16 protein-coding genes and 1 pseudogene are annotated in these 16854 nt (G+C 40.5%); 6 read left to right on the top strand and 11 right to left on the bottom strand.

Going from position 1 to position 16854, the window contains the following annotated elements; all coding sequences use genetic code 11:
* Window positions 1-136 precede the first annotated feature (136 nt).
* The 6 genes from ABMY45_RS19835 to ABMY45_RS19860 all read right to left on the bottom strand — a co-directional run bounded on the left by ABMY45_RS19835 (window position 137) and on the right by ABMY45_RS19860 (window position 4618).
* Window positions 137-1168: a hypothetical protein gene (locus ABMY45_RS19835; RefSeq protein ID WP_349289380.1), complete on the bottom strand. Its 1032-nt coding sequence runs from the start codon at window positions 1166-1168 to the stop codon at window positions 137-139.
* Between the two features lie 112 nt (window positions 1169-1280).
* Window positions 1281-2063: a hypothetical protein gene (locus tag ABMY45_RS19840; protein WP_206471912.1), complete on the bottom strand. Its 783-nt coding sequence runs from the start codon at window positions 2061-2063 to the stop codon at window positions 1281-1283.
* 383 nt (window positions 2064-2446) lie between these two features.
* Entirely contained in the window at window positions 2447-3022 is a 576-nt protein-coding gene (locus tag ABMY45_RS19845; protein WP_206471911.1) for a hypothetical protein, read from the bottom strand.
* A gap of 49 nt (window positions 3023-3071) precedes the next feature.
* Entirely contained in the window at window positions 3072-3695 is a 624-nt protein-coding gene (locus ABMY45_RS19850) for a hypothetical protein (RefSeq protein ID WP_206471910.1), read from the bottom strand.
* A 126-nt stretch (window positions 3696-3821) separates the two neighbouring features.
* Window positions 3822-4184, bottom strand: a complete 363-nt coding sequence (locus ABMY45_RS19855) for a hypothetical protein (RefSeq protein WP_349289381.1) — start codon at window positions 4182-4184, stop codon at window positions 3822-3824.
* Entirely contained in the window at window positions 4181-4618 is a 438-nt protein-coding gene (locus ABMY45_RS19860) for a hypothetical protein (RefSeq protein ID WP_349289382.1), read from the bottom strand. The genes ABMY45_RS19855 and ABMY45_RS19860 overlap by 4 nt, the downstream gene beginning before the upstream one ends.
* 248 nt (window positions 4619-4866) lie before the next feature.
* Between ABMY45_RS19860 and ABMY45_RS19865 the strand changes: the two genes are divergently transcribed.
* Window positions 4867-5838, top strand: coding sequence for an integron integrase (locus tag ABMY45_RS19865; RefSeq protein ID WP_130165411.1), 972 nt, complete (start codon window positions 4867-4869; stop codon window positions 5836-5838).
* Window positions 5839-6041: 203 nt separating this feature from the next.
* On the opposite strand, the gene ABMY45_RS19870 is transcribed toward ABMY45_RS19865, so the two are convergent.
* The gene (locus tag ABMY45_RS19870) at window positions 6042-6740 is read right to left on the bottom strand and encodes a hypothetical protein (RefSeq protein ID WP_349289383.1); all 699 of its coding nucleotides are present in this window, start codon (window positions 6738-6740) and stop codon (window positions 6042-6044) included.
* Between the two features lie 332 nt (window positions 6741-7072).
* Here ABMY45_RS19870 and ABMY45_RS19875 point away from each other — a divergent pair, with 332 nt between their 5' ends.
* On the top strand, window positions 7073-7681 hold the full coding sequence (locus ABMY45_RS19875) for a hypothetical protein (RefSeq protein ID WP_349289384.1): 609 nt from the start codon (window positions 7073-7075) through the stop codon (window positions 7679-7681).
* A gap of 106 nt (window positions 7682-7787) precedes the next feature.
* On the opposite strand, the gene ABMY45_RS19880 is transcribed toward ABMY45_RS19875, so the two are convergent.
* From ABMY45_RS19880 to ABMY45_RS19890, 3 genes are all read right to left on the bottom strand, one after another.
* Complete coding sequence (locus ABMY45_RS19880) at window positions 7788-8408, bottom strand: LysE family translocator (RefSeq protein WP_349289385.1); 621 nt, start codon at window positions 8406-8408, stop codon at window positions 7788-7790.
* Between the two features lie 104 nt (window positions 8409-8512).
* Window positions 8513-10126, bottom strand: coding sequence for a PepSY-associated TM helix domain-containing protein (locus ABMY45_RS19885; RefSeq protein WP_349289386.1), 1614 nt, complete (start codon window positions 10124-10126; stop codon window positions 8513-8515).
* The gene (locus tag ABMY45_RS19890) at window positions 10123-10443 is read right to left on the bottom strand and encodes a hypothetical protein (protein ID WP_211865734.1); all 321 of its coding nucleotides are present in this window, start codon (window positions 10441-10443) and stop codon (window positions 10123-10125) included. Before ABMY45_RS19890 ends, ABMY45_RS19885 begins: the two co-directional genes overlap by 4 nt.
* A 540-nt stretch (window positions 10444-10983) precedes the next feature.
* Here ABMY45_RS19890 and ABMY45_RS19895 point away from each other — a divergent pair.
* The 3 genes and pseudogenes from ABMY45_RS19895 to ABMY45_RS19905 all read left to right on the top strand — a co-directional run bounded on the left by ABMY45_RS19895 (window position 10984) and on the right by ABMY45_RS19905 (window position 14420).
* A complete protein-coding gene (locus tag ABMY45_RS19895) occupies window positions 10984-11733 on the top strand; it encodes a transporter substrate-binding domain-containing protein (protein ID WP_349289387.1) in 750 nt (249 codons plus the stop codon).
* Window positions 11734-11848: 115 nt separating this feature from the next.
* Entirely contained in the window at window positions 11849-13999 is a 2151-nt protein-coding gene (locus tag ABMY45_RS19900; protein WP_349289388.1) for a DUF6351 family protein, read from the top strand.
* Window positions 14000-14061: 62 nt separating this feature from the next.
* Window positions 14062-14420, top strand: a pseudogene (locus ABMY45_RS19905) (gamma-glutamylcyclotransferase family protein).
* A 45-nt stretch (window positions 14421-14465) separates the two neighbouring features.
* On the opposite strand, the gene ABMY45_RS19910 reads toward ABMY45_RS19905, so the two are convergent.
* Window positions 14466-15527, bottom strand: coding sequence for a hypothetical protein (locus ABMY45_RS19910; RefSeq protein ID WP_174169342.1), 1062 nt, complete (start codon window positions 15525-15527; stop codon window positions 14466-14468).
* 373 nt (window positions 15528-15900) lie between these two features.
* Between ABMY45_RS19910 and ABMY45_RS19915 the strand changes: the two genes are divergently transcribed.
* Window positions 15901-16656, top strand: coding sequence for a hypothetical protein (locus ABMY45_RS19915; protein WP_010605259.1), 756 nt, complete (start codon window positions 15901-15903; stop codon window positions 16654-16656).
* The last annotated feature ends 198 nt before the right edge of the window (window positions 16657-16854 follow it).

Consider the following 16854-nt stretch of genomic DNA (forward strand, 5'->3'; position numbering starts at 1 on the left):
ACTCAGAGACGGATGGATAAAAGTACATTACCCAAACGGGTAATCTGTTAGATGAAACGCCCTGTGCGGACCCGCATGCAGGGTGTTGTGGGGGCTGAGGGCTAGATACCCTCGGCTACCCGATTAGGCTGACACTCTAATTTATGTATAAAATCCCAAATTCTGTTTTTGGTTGTTCCCGCTGCTTAAAACGAATATTCACTTTACTATTGCTGATGTCAACTTTATCCAAAGTATACTTCTGATTTATAGTGATCCCCGCTTTCTCATTTAATATTGCACTTGATTCAGCATGCATAAACTCTTGTTGCCAGAAATTACCTATTTCTTCGCCCAAAGATGGTGGCACGTCTATGCCGCAATATACCAACTCTTCACTCACTCTAGAAAAGCATTTTTTCTGTACGTTTGGAAGTTTGCTAGAGAAGTACTTTTTAGCCTCAGATACATCAGCAAACTCTTTAGAAAACGATATTTCTATTCCAAAGTCACCATGCTGTAGCTCTGCAAATATGTTAGCTGGGTTCATTAAATGGCTGTCTAGTTTAGCTTTAGGGAAGTATATTGATGACGATTGGTCATTGCCCGCTAAAGACAGATAATCATTATTTGGACCAATTTTAAATTCGTCTTCATAGCTTATCGAAAAACCTCCGAAACCTACAATTACTACTTTTAGAGCGTCAAGATAACTTTCAAAGCCAGCCACTTTCGTTATTCGTGAAAAAAAAGTGTGTGGATTTGACATTCCGTCCCATTGCGAAAAACTATTTCCTTGCTTTCTAAATGTAAAACTAATTTGAGAATCTGTGGCCTGGTAACCTGATGCTAAAGTAGAGAGCAGAGTAATTCGGTTTTGCTCCGCGAGTTGCTCACGAGTTTTGGAAAGCGTTTCACGTAAATTAGACAAGGTATTATTTGCGTTTGTAAGATCACTTTCTAACTTCTTCTGACTCAGATCTGATTGTATTTTGTTTTTAGTTTCATGAACTTCCTTAGCGATACCAACAATCAACGTAAGTGTTAAACATAAAAGTGAAATATAACCTCTTTGGGTGATTCTCAAATAAAGAGGCTTATTTCCTTTATGCCAGGTGTCACCACCAAATGCACTCAAAGCAGCTGTTGAGCTTAAGATAAGTAAAGCGATATTTATTAGTAGTGTCACTTATTTCATCATCCCTATCCTAACTAGCTTTCGGAAGCCTAACGCTCGCATTTGCGGCTGATTTGGAGCACAGCGGAAAATCTGTCCGACAACATGCGTTTGTTATACAAATTTATACCAACCCAATTTGCAGCTCGTCGATTGAAGGAGAGACACCTCTCCCCCCAAGGTAAAAACGTGCTATGCCTTCGTGAGGCTTCATAAAGCTCCGGTACCTATGATGAACCAGACAAATATTATTTAGATTAATTTCAAAACAATCGAAGGAATAGCTATTAATCGACTTTAAATATTTTTCGTAACTGAATGGCAGCTTTCTTTTCAGAAATGCAACTGTACAATGAAGCAATATATGATTTTCTTCAATTTTAGGTTTTCTAGACCTCAATCTAGAGATGCTATCGAATGAGTTTGAAACTGGTTGAATAAACTTGTCGTGATATGTAGAGGTAGTACTTATCAATCTCCCCTCGACAAAAAGATCCGTTCCATCTTCAGACACCCCCAATCTATCCATGCATACCTTAATGCCATCAATGTTGGTAGAAGCATCAGAAACTTTTTGAGCGATTTCCTTGATACTATGCCCAGGAGTGAGTAACTTTTCTTTCTGTATTGGGCCGGTAGGACTACTTCTGCATAATGTTATGTGTGTAACATGCAGTTGCTCAGGGGAGAGAAATTCAAAGTATTTCATGCGATCAGATGAAATCGATTTACTAAGCCCCCCTAGGTACTCAAAAAATCTATTTACTTCACTCTGAACTTTAGAAATATCTTCCCTTTGCAGAAAGGATGCTATCGATAGCCCCCATCTTTTCTCCAAGTTCTGTATGATATTTTCTACTGAGTCGCTCTCGCAATGAGAAAAATCAATGGTTACATTTTTAATCATATTTTCCTCATAAAAAATATACAAGAATTGACAATGTGCCGTATATAACCAAAACCGCATTTAGTATTCGATTTGTAGACCAGTATTCTGAGTGTACTGTCTGGTTTAACCTTTCCTGAAAATTACAGCCAATCTCGCTTTCTAGATCTACAAGGTAATCCGATACGCTCTGATTAATACTTCTATATCTTCCATAGAGCAATATTCCTAACGACAAAACCAAAAGACCAAAAAGCCTTGTTATCAGACCCATTAATTCATTTTCTTGATTCAATCCAAATACAAGTATTGCTGAACTAGCTGTAACAAACAAAGAAAGCACACTCCATTGTGTAATGCCTATGCTTCGTTTGTACTCAATTGTCTTGAGATATAGATTTTCTTTAAACTGAGAGTTGCAATTCATTTCTTTTTCCTGGGATGATTTTTTTAATAACCTGATAGGAAGACAGCCTAATATCTTGGTAATAAATTATATCGACACAATTAATTAATATATCGTCGATAACGATTTTTCTAAATTCTTTTTTTATTGTGCTTATATAGGACGCATCAGTGAGATCACTTTTACCGATGCACCCTAATGTACACCAAGCATGAGATTGGACCCTGACATCAATATCAAAATTCGCAAAATATTGTTCAAATGTCCTAGTATCAATTTTTCTTTCTATATCCAGTAATTTGAAGGCCGCCCTTATGGCACCATCCACTCCAACTTCGATACCTTGAAATGAGGCTAAGATATCACTATCTATCTTTATTGAGCGTGCGGCTTCTTGAATCGACTCTAAATCCAAGGGATGATCCTTAGACTTTCCTCTGATAACTGTGATATGTAGACTGTCAGAAGAAAACCAATCAATACCGTCTAATACTTTTTGTGACAATTGACTGGGAATTTCAAAAAACACCTTGTGTGCCAAGCATGATTTTTTAGCAAAAAAAACGCCCGACACTCCGTATCGTTTCTGTTGTCTTCGCAACCTCCAAAGGTTAGATTTGTGCTCACATATCATTGTTTACGAACTCATGAATAGAGTTACAAATAGTAAACATCTCGCTCACCCCAGAAAACGTATTTTCAATCACTAATTTCTTTTCCGCTTTGTCAAATAGCTCTTGGTTCTTTAATAAAACATCTCTATTTTTACTAGTTGACGGTTTGTTCTTTTCCTCTCTAGAGTGTTTTGCTGAATCAGCTGGATTTGCAGTAATGAATACAGTTTTTATATGGGAGTGGAGATCCAACAGAGCCTTAGCTCCTGTGTTCCTAAACATTAAAATACCGATAGATCCTTTATTTATAACTCTGAAAATGTCTTCAACAAGGTAACCGTACATCCCCCTTTCCTTTTCACAGAAAAGCATAAAGTCATTATTTTTTATCATTGACTCGTATCTATCTTCCGAAATATAGCTAAAATGACCTGAACGATCATCGCTCCGTTTATACCGGGTCGTATAGTTTCTTATGATTTCATACTGAGGCATTTTATTTAGGATCGAGGAAATTGAAGATTTTCCTGATCCGGACGGCCCAACAACCAAGAGTATATTACCTGAAATATCTTTTGCTCTTCTTCCAAACAAATATTCATGTGCATAAAAATCACCATAGATCTCTCTCATTGATTAATCCCTATATCAGGAAATCCATATATACCTTTCATTCACTGGTCATAGTCGGCTGTATAACGCCCGCATTTGCGGCTGGTTTGGAGCGCAGCGGAAAACCAGTCCGGCAATATGCGCTTGTTAGAGCTCATCGGGGCTTTTGCTAATCCACTCAGGTGAATGTAAAAGAACCGGCGCCCTATCTTTTCGATTCCAAATTGCAGAAGAAAGCCCCCAATAGAAAAAGTGCGCCGATCTACCACCTTTTAACTCTTTCGTGTTTTCTTTGCCCGACTTTGTATAAAGCACCACCAAATCACCAGACGAAACAGCTTTATAAGGAAACCAATAGGTCTGATACGTTCCTATAGTCACTTCTCCATCATTAAATCCTGTTTGTATGACAAGGTAATCGCCTACATCTGCATCTGATCTTACCTTCAAAACGAGGCGCTCTTTTTCAAATACACCTTTATCTGCGATAGACTGAATTTCAAATTTCATCGTTTCACCACCTTAGAAACGACTCCGCCAACAATCAATACAAAACCCAGAGCCAAAGAGATCCACCCATGAGGTTTATCAGGAACCCATAATGAAGGAGTAAACCCGAGGAGGGCAGCGCCAACTGTAAGGCATACCCCAAAGACAACCTCTTGTGCTACGTTAGTTTTTAGCTTTTCATCCAAAACAGCTGATTTCTTATCGGCTTTGTAAAATGAGTCTTGGTAATCGATAAGCTTTCCGTTCTCCTTTTCCAAGCGTTCTATGTCGTCCAGAAGTAATCTCTGAACTGCTGGAGACGATAGCTCTTCATCAGTCAGCTCGCGCCGCAGTTTACTAAATGCACGTCGTCCTTTGCTATGCGATATTGGAGTACCATCCCCAGTATCCTCAGTGTCCTCAGGCGCAAACTCTTGATCATTATCTTCTATCATTCAAAGTTCCATAATTGATATTAAATTGCTCTAACAATTTAATATCGACCCAATGGGTCGTTTATCTACCGGGTCATGGGTCATTATTCTCATTGTACCAGTTTTATCACAATAACTAACTTGTTGCTACAGATATATTTTTCATCATTATGAAAAGGATGAAAACGACCCAGTGGGTCGTTTTCTTGACTATAAGAGAAATACGCCAACACTGTATATAAATACAGTTTCTTTTTAGAGCTAATTCAATGAGAACTCGTTCACCATTTCTAAACCACATCGCAGAGTTTATGCTGACTAAGCAATATTCGCTCAGAACAGTTGATACATATCTTAAGTGGATTTCTTCCTATATTCATTTTCATGATAAGCGTCACCCAGCTTCAATGGGCGATAACGAGGTTGTCGAATATCTCGACTACCTTGTGCTTAAACGTAATGTGTCGCCTAAAACACAAGCGACAGCGTTAAATGCATTATCTTTTCTGTATAAGCAAATAATTAAACAGGATTTGTGCCCCAATCTAACGTTTATCAGAAGCAAGCGCCAATCTAAGTTGCCAATTGTTATGACCCCCGAGGAGGTTAAACGTCTCATGTCGTTTTTAAGTAAACGATATTATTTAATTTCAGGCTTAATGTATGGTAGCGGCTTACGTGTAATGGAAGCTGTTCAACTACGAGTTCAGGACATTGACTTTGACTACAAGTGCATTCGGATCTGGAATGGAAAAGGGAATAAACATCGGGTGGTTACTCTCGCCACAGAACTTATACCTTTGCTAAGAAATCAAATTGCTCAGGCTGATGAATACTTAAAATTAGATTCCCAGAATGAACGATATGCAGGTGTTTGGATGCCAAACGCACTAGCAAGAAAATATCCTAGCGCCAATAAGTCAATTGCTTGGCAGTATCTATTTCCCTCATATAAGTTAAGTGCAGACCCTGAAACTGGGGAGATCCGCCGACATCATTTTCATCAAACAGGAGTACGTAAAGCGGTTAAAGAGGCAGCCAAAAAAGCACAAATAACAAAACCTATAACGCCCCACACTTTTCGCCACTCTTTTGCTACACACCTGTTACAAAGTGGGGCAGATATTAGAACAGTACAAGCTCAGTTAGGCCATTCAGACGTTAAAACCACTCAGATTTATACCCATGTTTTACAGCAAGGCGCAAACGGTGTTGTAAGCCCTTTGAGCAAAATTTTCTAGCTTGTTTTGGGGCATAAACGAGTTAGTGGAACGTGCGCTTTGTGGAACAAAAGTAACGTTGGCGGCCGTCTTTTGTTCCACAAAGCGTATGTCAGGTAAAGTCTCGCCCCGTTCTTTTTAAACGGTGAGTTTCGGGTATGGGCTACTACATTTTATACCTGGTAAAAAGTACAAATCCCAGCAAACAATAATGATCACGGTAATCAAGTCGTGCCAGTTACAGGCATATCCGAATCAAAGCCAACACTGGTAAATAGGCTATCTAATTCAAGCTCAAAATCTTTGCGATTTACATCCAACGCTTTTAATGTTGTTCCGCCAAGTAACGCCTCTTGGCCCTTTTCTAGGCGTGCATGTAAACTTGCAATTACCGCACGAATGCGATCTCTATCTTGCTGCACCAATGCTTTTTGACTTTCAGTTTCATGGTCAAGCTTTGCTAACATTTCCAGCCGCTCAGAGAGCTCCTTGTACGCTAAAAAATCTAACTCTAAATTTTTAAACAGTAATTGCTGCGCTTGATCTTTACTACTGATATCAACCTTTACAGGCCCTGTCATTATATCAGCCAACAACGCTCGGAGCTTTTCGTAAGCAGCCTCATCTTGAGAGTTGATGCTTGTAAGGTCGAATAGAACTTCGTGATCTGCAAATTGGAACTGCAGTAACGCTTCATTTTTGTCATGTTGCGACGTTTCGCTAGCCGAGCCATTGCTCATGGCATTCATAAAGTTTTGTTTAAAGGTGTGAGCACGACCCCCACCTGCAGCAAGGTGATTATCATTTGCTGTAAGCTGATTATGAGCGCTCGGGATCACTAGTTTATCTCGCTCTAAGGGTGAAAAGTTCAGTGAAGTAGGCTCTATGAGCGCTACTTGATGTCCAGTTAAAAACGTTGGCATTGGGCAAGTCTAAAAAAACAATCTCGGTGAGGGATCTTTGCAAGCATTATTCCAAATAAATATTTTCAACAATCAGCCGATGAATTGATATCAATAGCCACTGAACACGGAAATATTTCATTTTCTTAAATAACACGTACAGCTTCATGGGCAATTCATTGCCGCTTAGGTACGTTAGATTGCCCTATTTGAAGGCTAAATGGCAACAAGTCTACTGCTGAACAAATTGCAAAGCCCGTACTTAAAAAAGAAACGCCGCAGTAGCAATCAAAGCGGAATTTGGTATAAACCTTGCTGTATAAATATCAACCACCCAATGGATGTGCTTAATCATGAAATTGACGAAGGAAGAATTACAATTCATTAACCGAACCCTAGCCGGTAATCGCGTTACAAGCTCGCTATTGCCGGAAGCTAGGGCTCAAAAACAGCAAACGCTCAGTGAGATTAAAAAGTTACTTGCGAGTATTTCAAATAGTTCTCAGTTTAGTCTCGTTGCCAAAAATGCCAACGAGCAGGTCGAGTTTCCACTTAGCGACCTATCGGCATTGATGGAGATTTTAGACAACAACCTAGAAGCCCCTAATATCGTAGAAGCCGCTAACTCTAGTGCACCGCGAAGCTGGCGCACCTGCCCATCAACGCCGGTCAGGTTTAGATTGTCCCCTCAAATGATGCCATTTAACATGGTCTCCATATCCCAATCCGGTGGACTGATTAATACTTTTCCCTATCAAGCAAGTGCAATCCAAATTAATGTGATCAGTCGGATAGCTAAATTATATCTTGCCGACCCTATTCCACTGTTTGCAAACGTCCACTCGATAAAGGTGACAAGCCCATTGGAGCTCGCCGTATCCTTTGCAATGAATAAAACCGATAACGAAAAACTCAAAGCATTTATTCTTCATAACTACATACAGCGCAAGGGGTTAGATTAGTTCAGCTTGATAAGCGCGAACTGGCGATCCCCGCTCCCTATGCATATTATGCAATCATTCCTGATGGGCGCACAGATAGAGCGCCTGCCAAGAGTGCTTACATTGGCTATAAGGATTGGTAAATCACTCGTATGGCGAGCAGTAAAAAGGCACAGCCAAGAATTTTATCAATCACAGCTCGCTTAGCCGTTAAATCGAATTTATCTCTTGCTGAAGCACTCAAAATTGAGACAATAAAATACCACAACGCATCTATCGTTAGCACGGTGATACACATGATAAAACCTACCGTTAAAGTCATCTTTTCTGGGTCGATAAACTGCGAAAAGAGCGCAACGAAGAAAATAGCTAATTTCGGATTCAAAAATGCAATTGCAAAACCATCCTGTGCCGCTTTGCCATACGACGTTGCCACTTGAGACTGTGATACCGCCAACCCTTGGCTCTTACTCATTAGGATTTTTATCCCCATCCATGCCAAGTAGGCAGCACCACCGTAAACCAAAAATTGATATACAATCGGAAATTGATGAATAAGCCCTGACAACCCTAAAATTGCTAGGCTGGCATAAATCCCAACTCCCAAGCCATGCGCAAGGCTTGCGACAATACCGTGTTTGGCACTATGAAATAGGCTATAACGCAAGACAACCGCTAAACTTGGACCTGGTGACATCGCACCAAAAACACAAATAGCAGCAAGGCTTAACCAGGCTGTAAGCTCCATAATTTTTCCGTAGAGAATTGCAAAACGAGTAGGATAACAGATTTGAAAAAATAGATGGCACTTTGTAAGTAAAAAGGAGCTACCAGCCCCTTTCTACGTGTTTTTTATACAGACTGCGTTTGTAATTCACATTCTGTTTTATGCTGACCAATAAACCAAATGCTGTTGGCTTCGCCATAGTAAGCTCTATGCTTTGTCTTATCTGCCATTCGCCAAAAAATAAAACCTAGGATCATAGCAGTTAACTCTAAACCAATAGAAGACCAAGCTGTCGCAGGCCAAATACCTAGACTTGGGATTGCAAACGCAATGACTGAAGTCAGTGGCAACGAGAAGCACAAAATGGCAATCGCCTTTTGTGACCAAATTGCCGTTTTACTCATACCGATAACGAATGCTGCAATCAAGGTAAAACCAAAACACAGATAATAGACCCACATATACACAACATTGATGTTTATTGTGGTCAAGGCGGCCCATTTTGTTACAGCAAACGCGGCAGCTACACCAAGTAATGAGCCCATTGCCACGCCAATAGTCAATTTACCCATCACTCGGGTTGATTTTGACTGCTCCGGCTGCTTTTGCTTACGGCGCTTCTCAAGCCACAATAAGTTACCCGTATAAAACAGCACTGCGCCTAAAATACCCATAATAAAATAAGCCCAACGACCAAACTCACCACCGTAACTCCCAAAATGAAGACCGAATAACGTGGTCACTACCGCACCCCAAACCCCTTGCGCATCATCCGCGACGCTGCTTGCCGATACTTCAAATGTGTAAGGGTTCATAAACAAATAGTCAGTTTTAGGTCCACGCATCAAGTGTTTATCACTTAACAGTTGAATTGACGCAGAAGGCATGGCGCTATTTAATCGACTCAGGGTTATACCTTTGACTTGGTAGTCAGGTGCGTAGTCTTTCGCTTTTTTCAAAATTACGTCGAGACTTGGCAAGTTTTCAACCTTGTATTCAACAGCTGAGGGGGCTTGACGTGAAAAAAGAGGTTTATCTCCATATAATTTACCTAACCCATCGTACAAAATATCGTGGAATGCGAATACAATCACAGTGATGGCGATAATAATATGAAACGGTAAGCTAGTGATCCCAATTAGGTTATGAGTATCAAGCCAAAAACGGTTCGCGCCTTTTTTATCTCTTAGGGCAAAAAAGCTTTTTACTAAGCTCGGCAATAAGAAAATAACGCCCGAAACAAGCGCAATAAAATACAAAATTGCCGCAATACCGAGTACATAAACCCCTGCCTGATCATGGCCAATTTCCCCCGCAATGCCTGCACTGCGGTGAAGATAATCCACTAGTGATGATAGTTCATTAATATAGCTGGTATGCGCCTCAAGCTCCCCTGCTTCATTTAAAGTGCCGTGCCAGAGCGTTTTATCAAGGCTCAAGCCCCGAGCGCCACCTTGCTCATACCAATTAACTGGAGAATTGTCTGCTTCGAAACTAATATTGATACCACTTAGAGCTTCAGGATGTTGTTTAAATACACGGTGGATAAGCGCATCATATTGGCTGGCATCGACTTGAGGCAAATGGTGAGAAGGAGGCGTTGCCCACTTGTCGATGCTACCTGCAAACATGGTGATAGCGCCAGCAAAGAAACCGATAAACAGCAGTAGACCGGTCGTTACTCCCGTCCAAGTATGTACACTTTGATAAATCCTTAATATATCGGCGCGGATCTTCATGCCATCCCTCTTACAACAAATAAAATAACGTAAACAACTAAATTAGCGCCGCCAAGCCAAAGTACTGCTTGTTTTGAGTTTTTGAACATAAAAACAAAACTCAAAGTGAGCAACCAGATAGGAGAAATCATCCACATACTAAATTGAGTCCGCCAACTTTGTCTCGCAGGAGTTAACGTCTCCATCAAACCATCACTGCCCACCCAAGCGAAAAGACCAACGATCCCAAAGCTTAGTGCCAAGCCAAGTATGACACCTGCAAGTGTCTTCCCCCACCAGTCAGGCTGAATTTTATCAGCATGTGACAACCTGCTCATTGTGATTTCCTAAAAAGTATTAAAATGGTGAAGGGAATAAGCGCGGTAAGTACCATGACACCGATAAGCCAACTAAATACGACCGCAGCACCAGTGAAAATTTGTATTGCAAAAATGAATGTAATTGCCAGAAGAATGTAGCCAGCAGTTCTAGCATTGTTTGGCAGTGGTCGCTTTAACAAGCGCTGATGCTTGTTTGTGCAGTAAATTAACGTAATTGCAAGGCTCAGAAGAGCGACAAAAAACACACTTAACAAGGTAAAACTCCGTTTTACAATTAGATTGAGGATTAAGGTGAGGTTAAGATTATAGCGAATGTTTTATTTTCAGCAACACAAAATACAATTGATATGATAATCATTTTTATTACATACAAGATATAACGAATAGCCTGATACTTCTGGATGCAACGGTCAGCTAATAGCGGCCACATTGAATTGATTTATGTATAAACGTAAAACAGTCATAATATGTTCTTTTGTTGCGCTTTTTCCAATCTATCATTACGCTTAGAGAAGGTAATTTAGGACAAACTTGCCGATGCGCATTTTTTTTATTTTGCTACTAACTCTCTCCAGTATTTGTACTCAGGCAAAAACGGATAGTCGTGCGGTACACATTTGCTTTGAACGGTGGTGGCCTTACAGCTTTGTTAACGAGCAAAAACAAGTTCGGGGCATAGAGGTTGATATAATTAAATCAGCACTTATAGGTACTCCCTATCGAGTGACATTTCATGAACTTCCTTATCGTCGCTGTTTAGCAGGCGTTGCCGATGGTACATTTGATTTTACCTTACATGTGGATGAGGCAGATGGCTTTCCAATTATCGATGTGTCATTCACCACCTGGCTGCTTTCTCTTGCAGTAAAACAAGGTCGCTTCAGCAACCCTGATGACTTTTATCAACTTGCCGCCCCAAGAGTCATGATCTCAGAGGATTACAGCTACCCGGAAGCGGCTGTACAAGGGCTGAAAAAAATCAACGCAGCCATTGTCAGACGTTCGTTTTATGAGCAAAACCACGACGACGGAAAAAAGTTTTTTAGCGTACTCAATAACAACAGAGTTGATGCCATTTTAGTCGATAAAGTGTGGGCTTTAGAGATGATCCGCTGCCATCAACTCGAGGTCACTTTTCTACCGCGTCCCTTTCATGCTGAGCAGCAATTTATGGGATACAACATCGCGAACCAAACTATGGCGAGGCGTATCGAGTCGCTCTTAGAAAGGGTTCCAGATAAAACAATTAAAGCTATTGAGATTAAATACCTAGGCGATGATTTTTAATTCTCAACGCAATAATTTCATGTTCAAATAACAAACAAATAACCACACTACGATGATCTAGTCCTACACTTATAATATCCGTTTATCCATTTGCCTAGCACTCGAAGGAGCTCATATGAAATCCTTATTTTCTTGGCTCATCACATTATTATCTTTGATTGTTCTTGGCGCTTGTGGCTATTGGTTTTGGCTAACGAGTGAGCAAGAAGAAATTTACAGCGTAGAAAGAATAGCAAGCAGCGAAAGTAATCCTATTCTTGAGTTTTATCCGCATATTTCAAAAGTTAACAGGCCCGTCGATACCTTCGTATTTCCGATTGCGCTAGGAGATATTGGTCCGAATACCAACCTATACTCTGGCCCTAACCAATATCCTTTTTACTGTATGACTCTGGACTCTGGCCTTGGTCAACCAGAAATAGATAACCACTCGGGACTCGGTGTGCCGGTGATGGATGAGCAATCAAACCAAGTACTTGGTTTTAGTAAAGATTGCATGGCAAAAACGCGTTTACGCTACTTTGCGATAACTTCTGACAACCAAATCAAGCCGCTAGACGAAAGAAATAAAGCGATAGACACAAACTTACTGTTACGCGTTGAGCAAGGCACCATCAATCGCTTCATTTACACTATCGTTATGCCAATTACAGTTGACGAAGTGGGTGATAGACAGGCTAAGTCTCAATGGAATAACCGGCTTATCTACCAATTTAATGGCGGTTCAGGGATTGGCTTTAGACAAGGTAGGCAAAAACCGGAGCGTGTAATAGATAGACAGCTAGAGCAGTTAAAGCTTGGCTACGCAGTTATAAGCTCTAGTGGCAATAAAACCAGCTACACCTACAATATGTTACTGGCCGAAGACACTGCAAGACGGGTGAAAAAGCAATTCACGAGTTTATACGGAGAGCCACTCTATACAGTTGGGATTGGAGGCTCTGGCGGTGGGCTCGCTCAATATTTGATTGCACAAAATAGCCAAGGGATCTTAGATGGCCTTATCCCACTTTATAGTTACCCTGATATGATCACCCAAACCACTTACGCGTTAGATTGTGATTTACTGAATAATTACTTCACCTTTAGAGCCAATGACAGAAAAGCATGGCGTGATTGGACCCGCCGCCGCCATATTGAAGGCATGAATGCAATCAACGACTTTCCGCAACGAGCTGGTTTTTTACAACCACTCAACCAATTAATGTCCGGGTTTGTGCCCTCCTTTCCTGACGGCAATAGTGAATGCATCAATGGTTACTTTGGATTATCTACTTTTATTAATAATCCGAGGCAAGGGTTTTTAAGGGCCTTTTTTGAGGATGAGGTAGTAGAGAGAACAAACTGGAGTTACTGGCAGGACATGGCCAACGTATTTGGCACGGATCAATCAGGCTTAGGATTAAGCACTTGGGATAACGAAGGCGTTCAATATGGACTAGAAGCATTAAAGGCTCAGCAGATCACGATGGCTGAATTTATTGATCTCAACAAAAAAATAGGCGGATGGAAGCCCCAAAACCAAATGCAACAAGAAGAAATTGTATTACCGTTTGGCCACAAAGTACCTATTTGGCTCACTCTTTGGGGCAATCATAATATCACCACGCCAGATGACAATGGTATAGCACCAAGGCACAGTGGCAGCCTTGCGGCGATGGAAAAAGCGTATCGCTCTGGACAGGTATTTATTGGCAAGGTTGATATCCCTATTATTGATGCCAGACATTATCTTGAGAATGAGTTAGATATGCATCATATGTCTGCTTCATTTTATACTCGATTGAGAATGTCCGCCGCTGATTCAACCCCAGAGAATCAAGTGATTTGGGTTGCACATCAAGCGTTTAACCCAACTCAACTCGCATTTGAAAAAATGGATGAATGGTTACTCAATCTCAAAGCGCAGCCGAATTTATCCGTTGCAGACGCAAAACCGAAGACACTTGCTGATACGTGTTTCGACGAACAAGGTAAAGTCATCGCCAGCGGCAACGCAGTGTTTAATGGTATCTGGAATAACCAGCCGCAAGGAACTTGTACCGCCAGATATCCAATGTTTTCTACCAGCAGAATTCAAGCTGGTGCAAACTGGGCTGGTGATATATTTAAGTGTCATAAAATATCGATTGAAGCGGCGCTCGCCCAAGGGATATACGGGGATGTAGATATCTCAACACAACTCACCACACTTAAACAAATTTATCCTCAGGGCGTATGCGATTATAGCCAGTCCGATATGGGTAGACCGCAAGATCTTGATTGACCATGAAAATGTCGCAGCTTAGACTTAAAACTTACAGGAGAGCAACGGATTAGAATTAAGTGATGCAAGCATTATTTTCGTACGGCACACTGCAGCAGGAGCAAGTGCAACTTGATACATTCGGCAGACGATTAGAAGGCGAGAAAGCGGTACTTTGTGGATTTAAAATTGACAAGCTAAAATAACAGATCCCGCTGTTATTGCCAGTAGCCAAAAAGACATTCATCCCATTTTAATCGCGACAGGTGATGCAGAGGATAAGGTAGAGGGCACTGTATTTTTAATCACGGAAGCTGAATTAGCTCATGCAGATGGGTACGAAGTGGATGAATATCAGCGCATTTCGGCAACTGTTGTTTCTGGACAACAATGCTGGATTTATGTAGCAAACCAAAAAGCAATTCTCGTAGAAAGTCTATAAAATGATAGAGCTTTCCTAGCTCTATCATTAGCTACTACATATAAACTACTCACACGCCTTACCGCAGTTACTTATTGTGACTTGTTTCTGGCCCATATAGCTCGCAACGCCATATACTCGATTAAACGCAATCGCGCCGATAAACTGCCCATCATATAAAATACCTGGAGTCCAATCACTGCTATGCCAGCGACCGCTTGTTAACGCGTATTTATTTATACGATTCGCACCATTGGCAGCAACACTGAAGTTACCTCCCCAAGAAGAATTTATAGTCGGAGTACTCTGGTACACTCCAATTTGAGCAAAATGTTTGCCATAGCCATTTGCATCACGCTTTAAATCAATATAAATATTCATACCTGTAACCAAGTTAGCGATTGTTTCTTCAATATCGATATTTAACGCTCGTTCAGCACTGCTGATATTTGCAGATACGCGCCTATCCGCTAAAATTTTCTGCATTCCAAACAATGCCCCTGGCTGCTCTAGCTCACTGAACTTTCTTAAATTACTTTTGATCAAATCATCAACTTTCGCTTTTGCGTAATCACTTGCAAAGTAATCAACAAATATACTTACGCCTGGTATGGAAAATAATCCCGTTGAGCAACTTGCATCAACCTTTCGATTGTAGTTAATCGCAAGGTCTTCCAAAGCCCCTGTATAGTAGTTATATGTTGCGGTAGGAGCTAAGTTATTTAAACGTGCCGTCACAGTTACGCTGGGGCAAAGGATATCAATGCCGGAAAATTTGACCTTGGCATATAAGTTTATATTCTTGAGCGTCAACTTTACTTTGTAGTTAGTTGTTCCCGAAAAGGTTGCTGACACTCGCTTGGCATCAACGTCTATCGCATAAATACTTTTTACTTTACTCATGCCTGCAATATCACGACGCATACCCGATTCAGTTTCTACCTCAAAGCTCCTCAGATCAGAAAACAAATTGTCGGCTACTGAGCCAATATTTATCGAGCGAGCAGACTCCACCGGTGAGGGCAGGCCGCTTGGTTTTGATAACTTAAGTGTTGTCTCTCCGGCATTAACACTTAGTGTGGTAATACCAATCAAAATCAAACCAGCAAGTTTACAGATGTCTTTCACGTTCACTTTCCTTATTATGAGTTGAATGAACCCATAATATGTACAAATGATGTAACAGAAAAATGATGTGTTTATGTCGGTACTATTAACACAACTGAGCTGTTTTACATCCAGATACTGAATTAAGCCACCCCATTTGATTTAAGTCGTATCATTTGCAGCCTCATCCTTTTTACATACACAATTGCGACATAGTATATCGGCGTTTTCTAGAGACATGGACGTCTCCTTTACATAATTTCTTTTAGATATCCACTTACTTAGTGCTTCATGCATTTAAAAAGCAAATTGTTATAAATTGTAATACCCTGTTCTAGAAACATTAAAATAGCGCTACACTATTTTTGTACATATTGAAGAAAAGGAAAGATTCGTGAAGCGATTCAGCGTTATCGCAACTAGCATAATAATTGCCTCATTAGTTGGTTGCTCGACCGAGTCAACGCAGTCGGATATTGTAAAAACAGAAGGGATTTGGGCGGATATCCGCGTTACTTCAAATGGTGACACATCTCGTGTTGTTACAGAGTTCAATTTAAACAACAGTTCTGGCGCAAACATCATTCTTTCCGAAGGTGATAGTGTGGTTGCCAAACTAGGAAACGAAAAGAAACAATTAGAAAAAGATGACGACTTATTTGATGTCGATTATCAAGGCTATTTTACAGCGACCGAAAAAGACACTGAGTTAACTCTTGAGTTTCTTCGAGATAAAGAAGATGAAACGCTAACCTCCAAAGTTAGACTTCCTACTCCAATTAAACTTTACTCTCCTGTTTCTGAACAGTTTAATCGTAATGATGATCTTTTAGTCGAGTGGAAACCGGAAAGTGACATAAATACCACGTTACTTATCAGCTTAAACTCAACTTGTATAGCGAATAATGGCGCTTCACATTTTGTTAATTTTGAGTCTGAAATCTCTGAGTCTAGCGGCCAATATAAAATCCTGTTGGGTGAATTAACTGGCTTTGATAACGAAGCACTGGATAAAACTAAACCGTGTGAGACAACAGTTAAGTTGTTCCGTATCCGAAAAGGTACTATTGATAGCAAGTTTAAACCCGGTAGTCGAATTAATGCGATTCAAGAAAAAGAATCTGAAGAATTCAAAATTACTTTAAATTAGTTTATTAGCGTAACTTACCCCTCTTCTAAAAGTTCGTTCGAATAACTAGTCTAGAGTAAACATAGCCCAAAAGCTCTCGCAAGAGAGCTTTTTCTTTAATGTGTATCCCACTTCTTATCCGCACTTTCCGATTCAAAGCAGCTGAAGATTTCCAAATAAGCTATTGAAGAGACTTACCTCGTATCAAAATGGCTCCAT

Source organism: Pseudoalteromonas sp. XMcav11-Q, assembly GCF_040104525.1.
Classification (GTDB): domain Bacteria; phylum Pseudomonadota; class Gammaproteobacteria; order Enterobacterales; family Alteromonadaceae; genus Pseudoalteromonas.

Excerpts from the sequence above, each read along its gene's own strand:
- ABMY45_RS19840 (WP_206471912.1), bottom strand. The coding sequence starts at position 2,063 with ATGATTAAAAATGTAACCATTGATTTTTCTCATTGCGAGAGCGACTCA.
- ABMY45_RS19850 (WP_206471910.1), bottom strand. The coding sequence starts at position 3,695 with ATGAGAGAGATCTATGGTGATTTTTATGCACATGAATATTTGTTTGGA.
- ABMY45_RS19855 (WP_349289381.1), bottom strand. The coding sequence starts at position 4,184 with ATGAAATTTGAAATTCAGTCTATCGCAGATAAAGGTGTATTTGAAAAA.
- ABMY45_RS19860 (WP_349289382.1), bottom strand. The coding sequence starts at position 4,618 with ATGATAGAAGATAATGATCAAGAGTTTGCGCCTGAGGACACTGAGGAT.
- ABMY45_RS19865 (WP_130165411.1), top strand. The coding sequence starts at position 4,867 with ATGAGAACTCGTTCACCATTTCTAAACCACATCGCAGAGTTTATGCTG.
- ABMY45_RS19870 (WP_349289383.1), bottom strand. The coding sequence starts at position 6,740 with ATGCCAACGTTTTTAACTGGACATCAAGTAGCGCTCATAGAGCCTACT.
- ABMY45_RS19875 (WP_349289384.1), top strand. The coding sequence starts at position 7,073 with ATGAAATTGACGAAGGAAGAATTACAATTCATTAACCGAACCCTAGCC.
- ABMY45_RS19880 (WP_349289385.1), bottom strand. The coding sequence starts at position 8,408 with ATGGAGCTTACAGCCTGGTTAAGCCTTGCTGCTATTTGTGTTTTTGGT.
- ABMY45_RS19885 (WP_349289386.1), bottom strand. The coding sequence starts at position 10,126 with ATGAAGATCCGCGCCGATATATTAAGGATTTATCAAAGTGTACATACT.
- ABMY45_RS19890 (WP_211865734.1), bottom strand. The coding sequence starts at position 10,443 with ATGAGCAGGTTGTCACATGCTGATAAAATTCAGCCTGACTGGTGGGGG.
- ABMY45_RS19895 (WP_349289387.1), top strand. The coding sequence starts at position 10,984 with ATGCGCATTTTTTTTATTTTGCTACTAACTCTCTCCAGTATTTGTACT.
- ABMY45_RS19900 (WP_349289388.1), top strand. The coding sequence starts at position 11,849 with ATGAAATCCTTATTTTCTTGGCTCATCACATTATTATCTTTGATTGTT.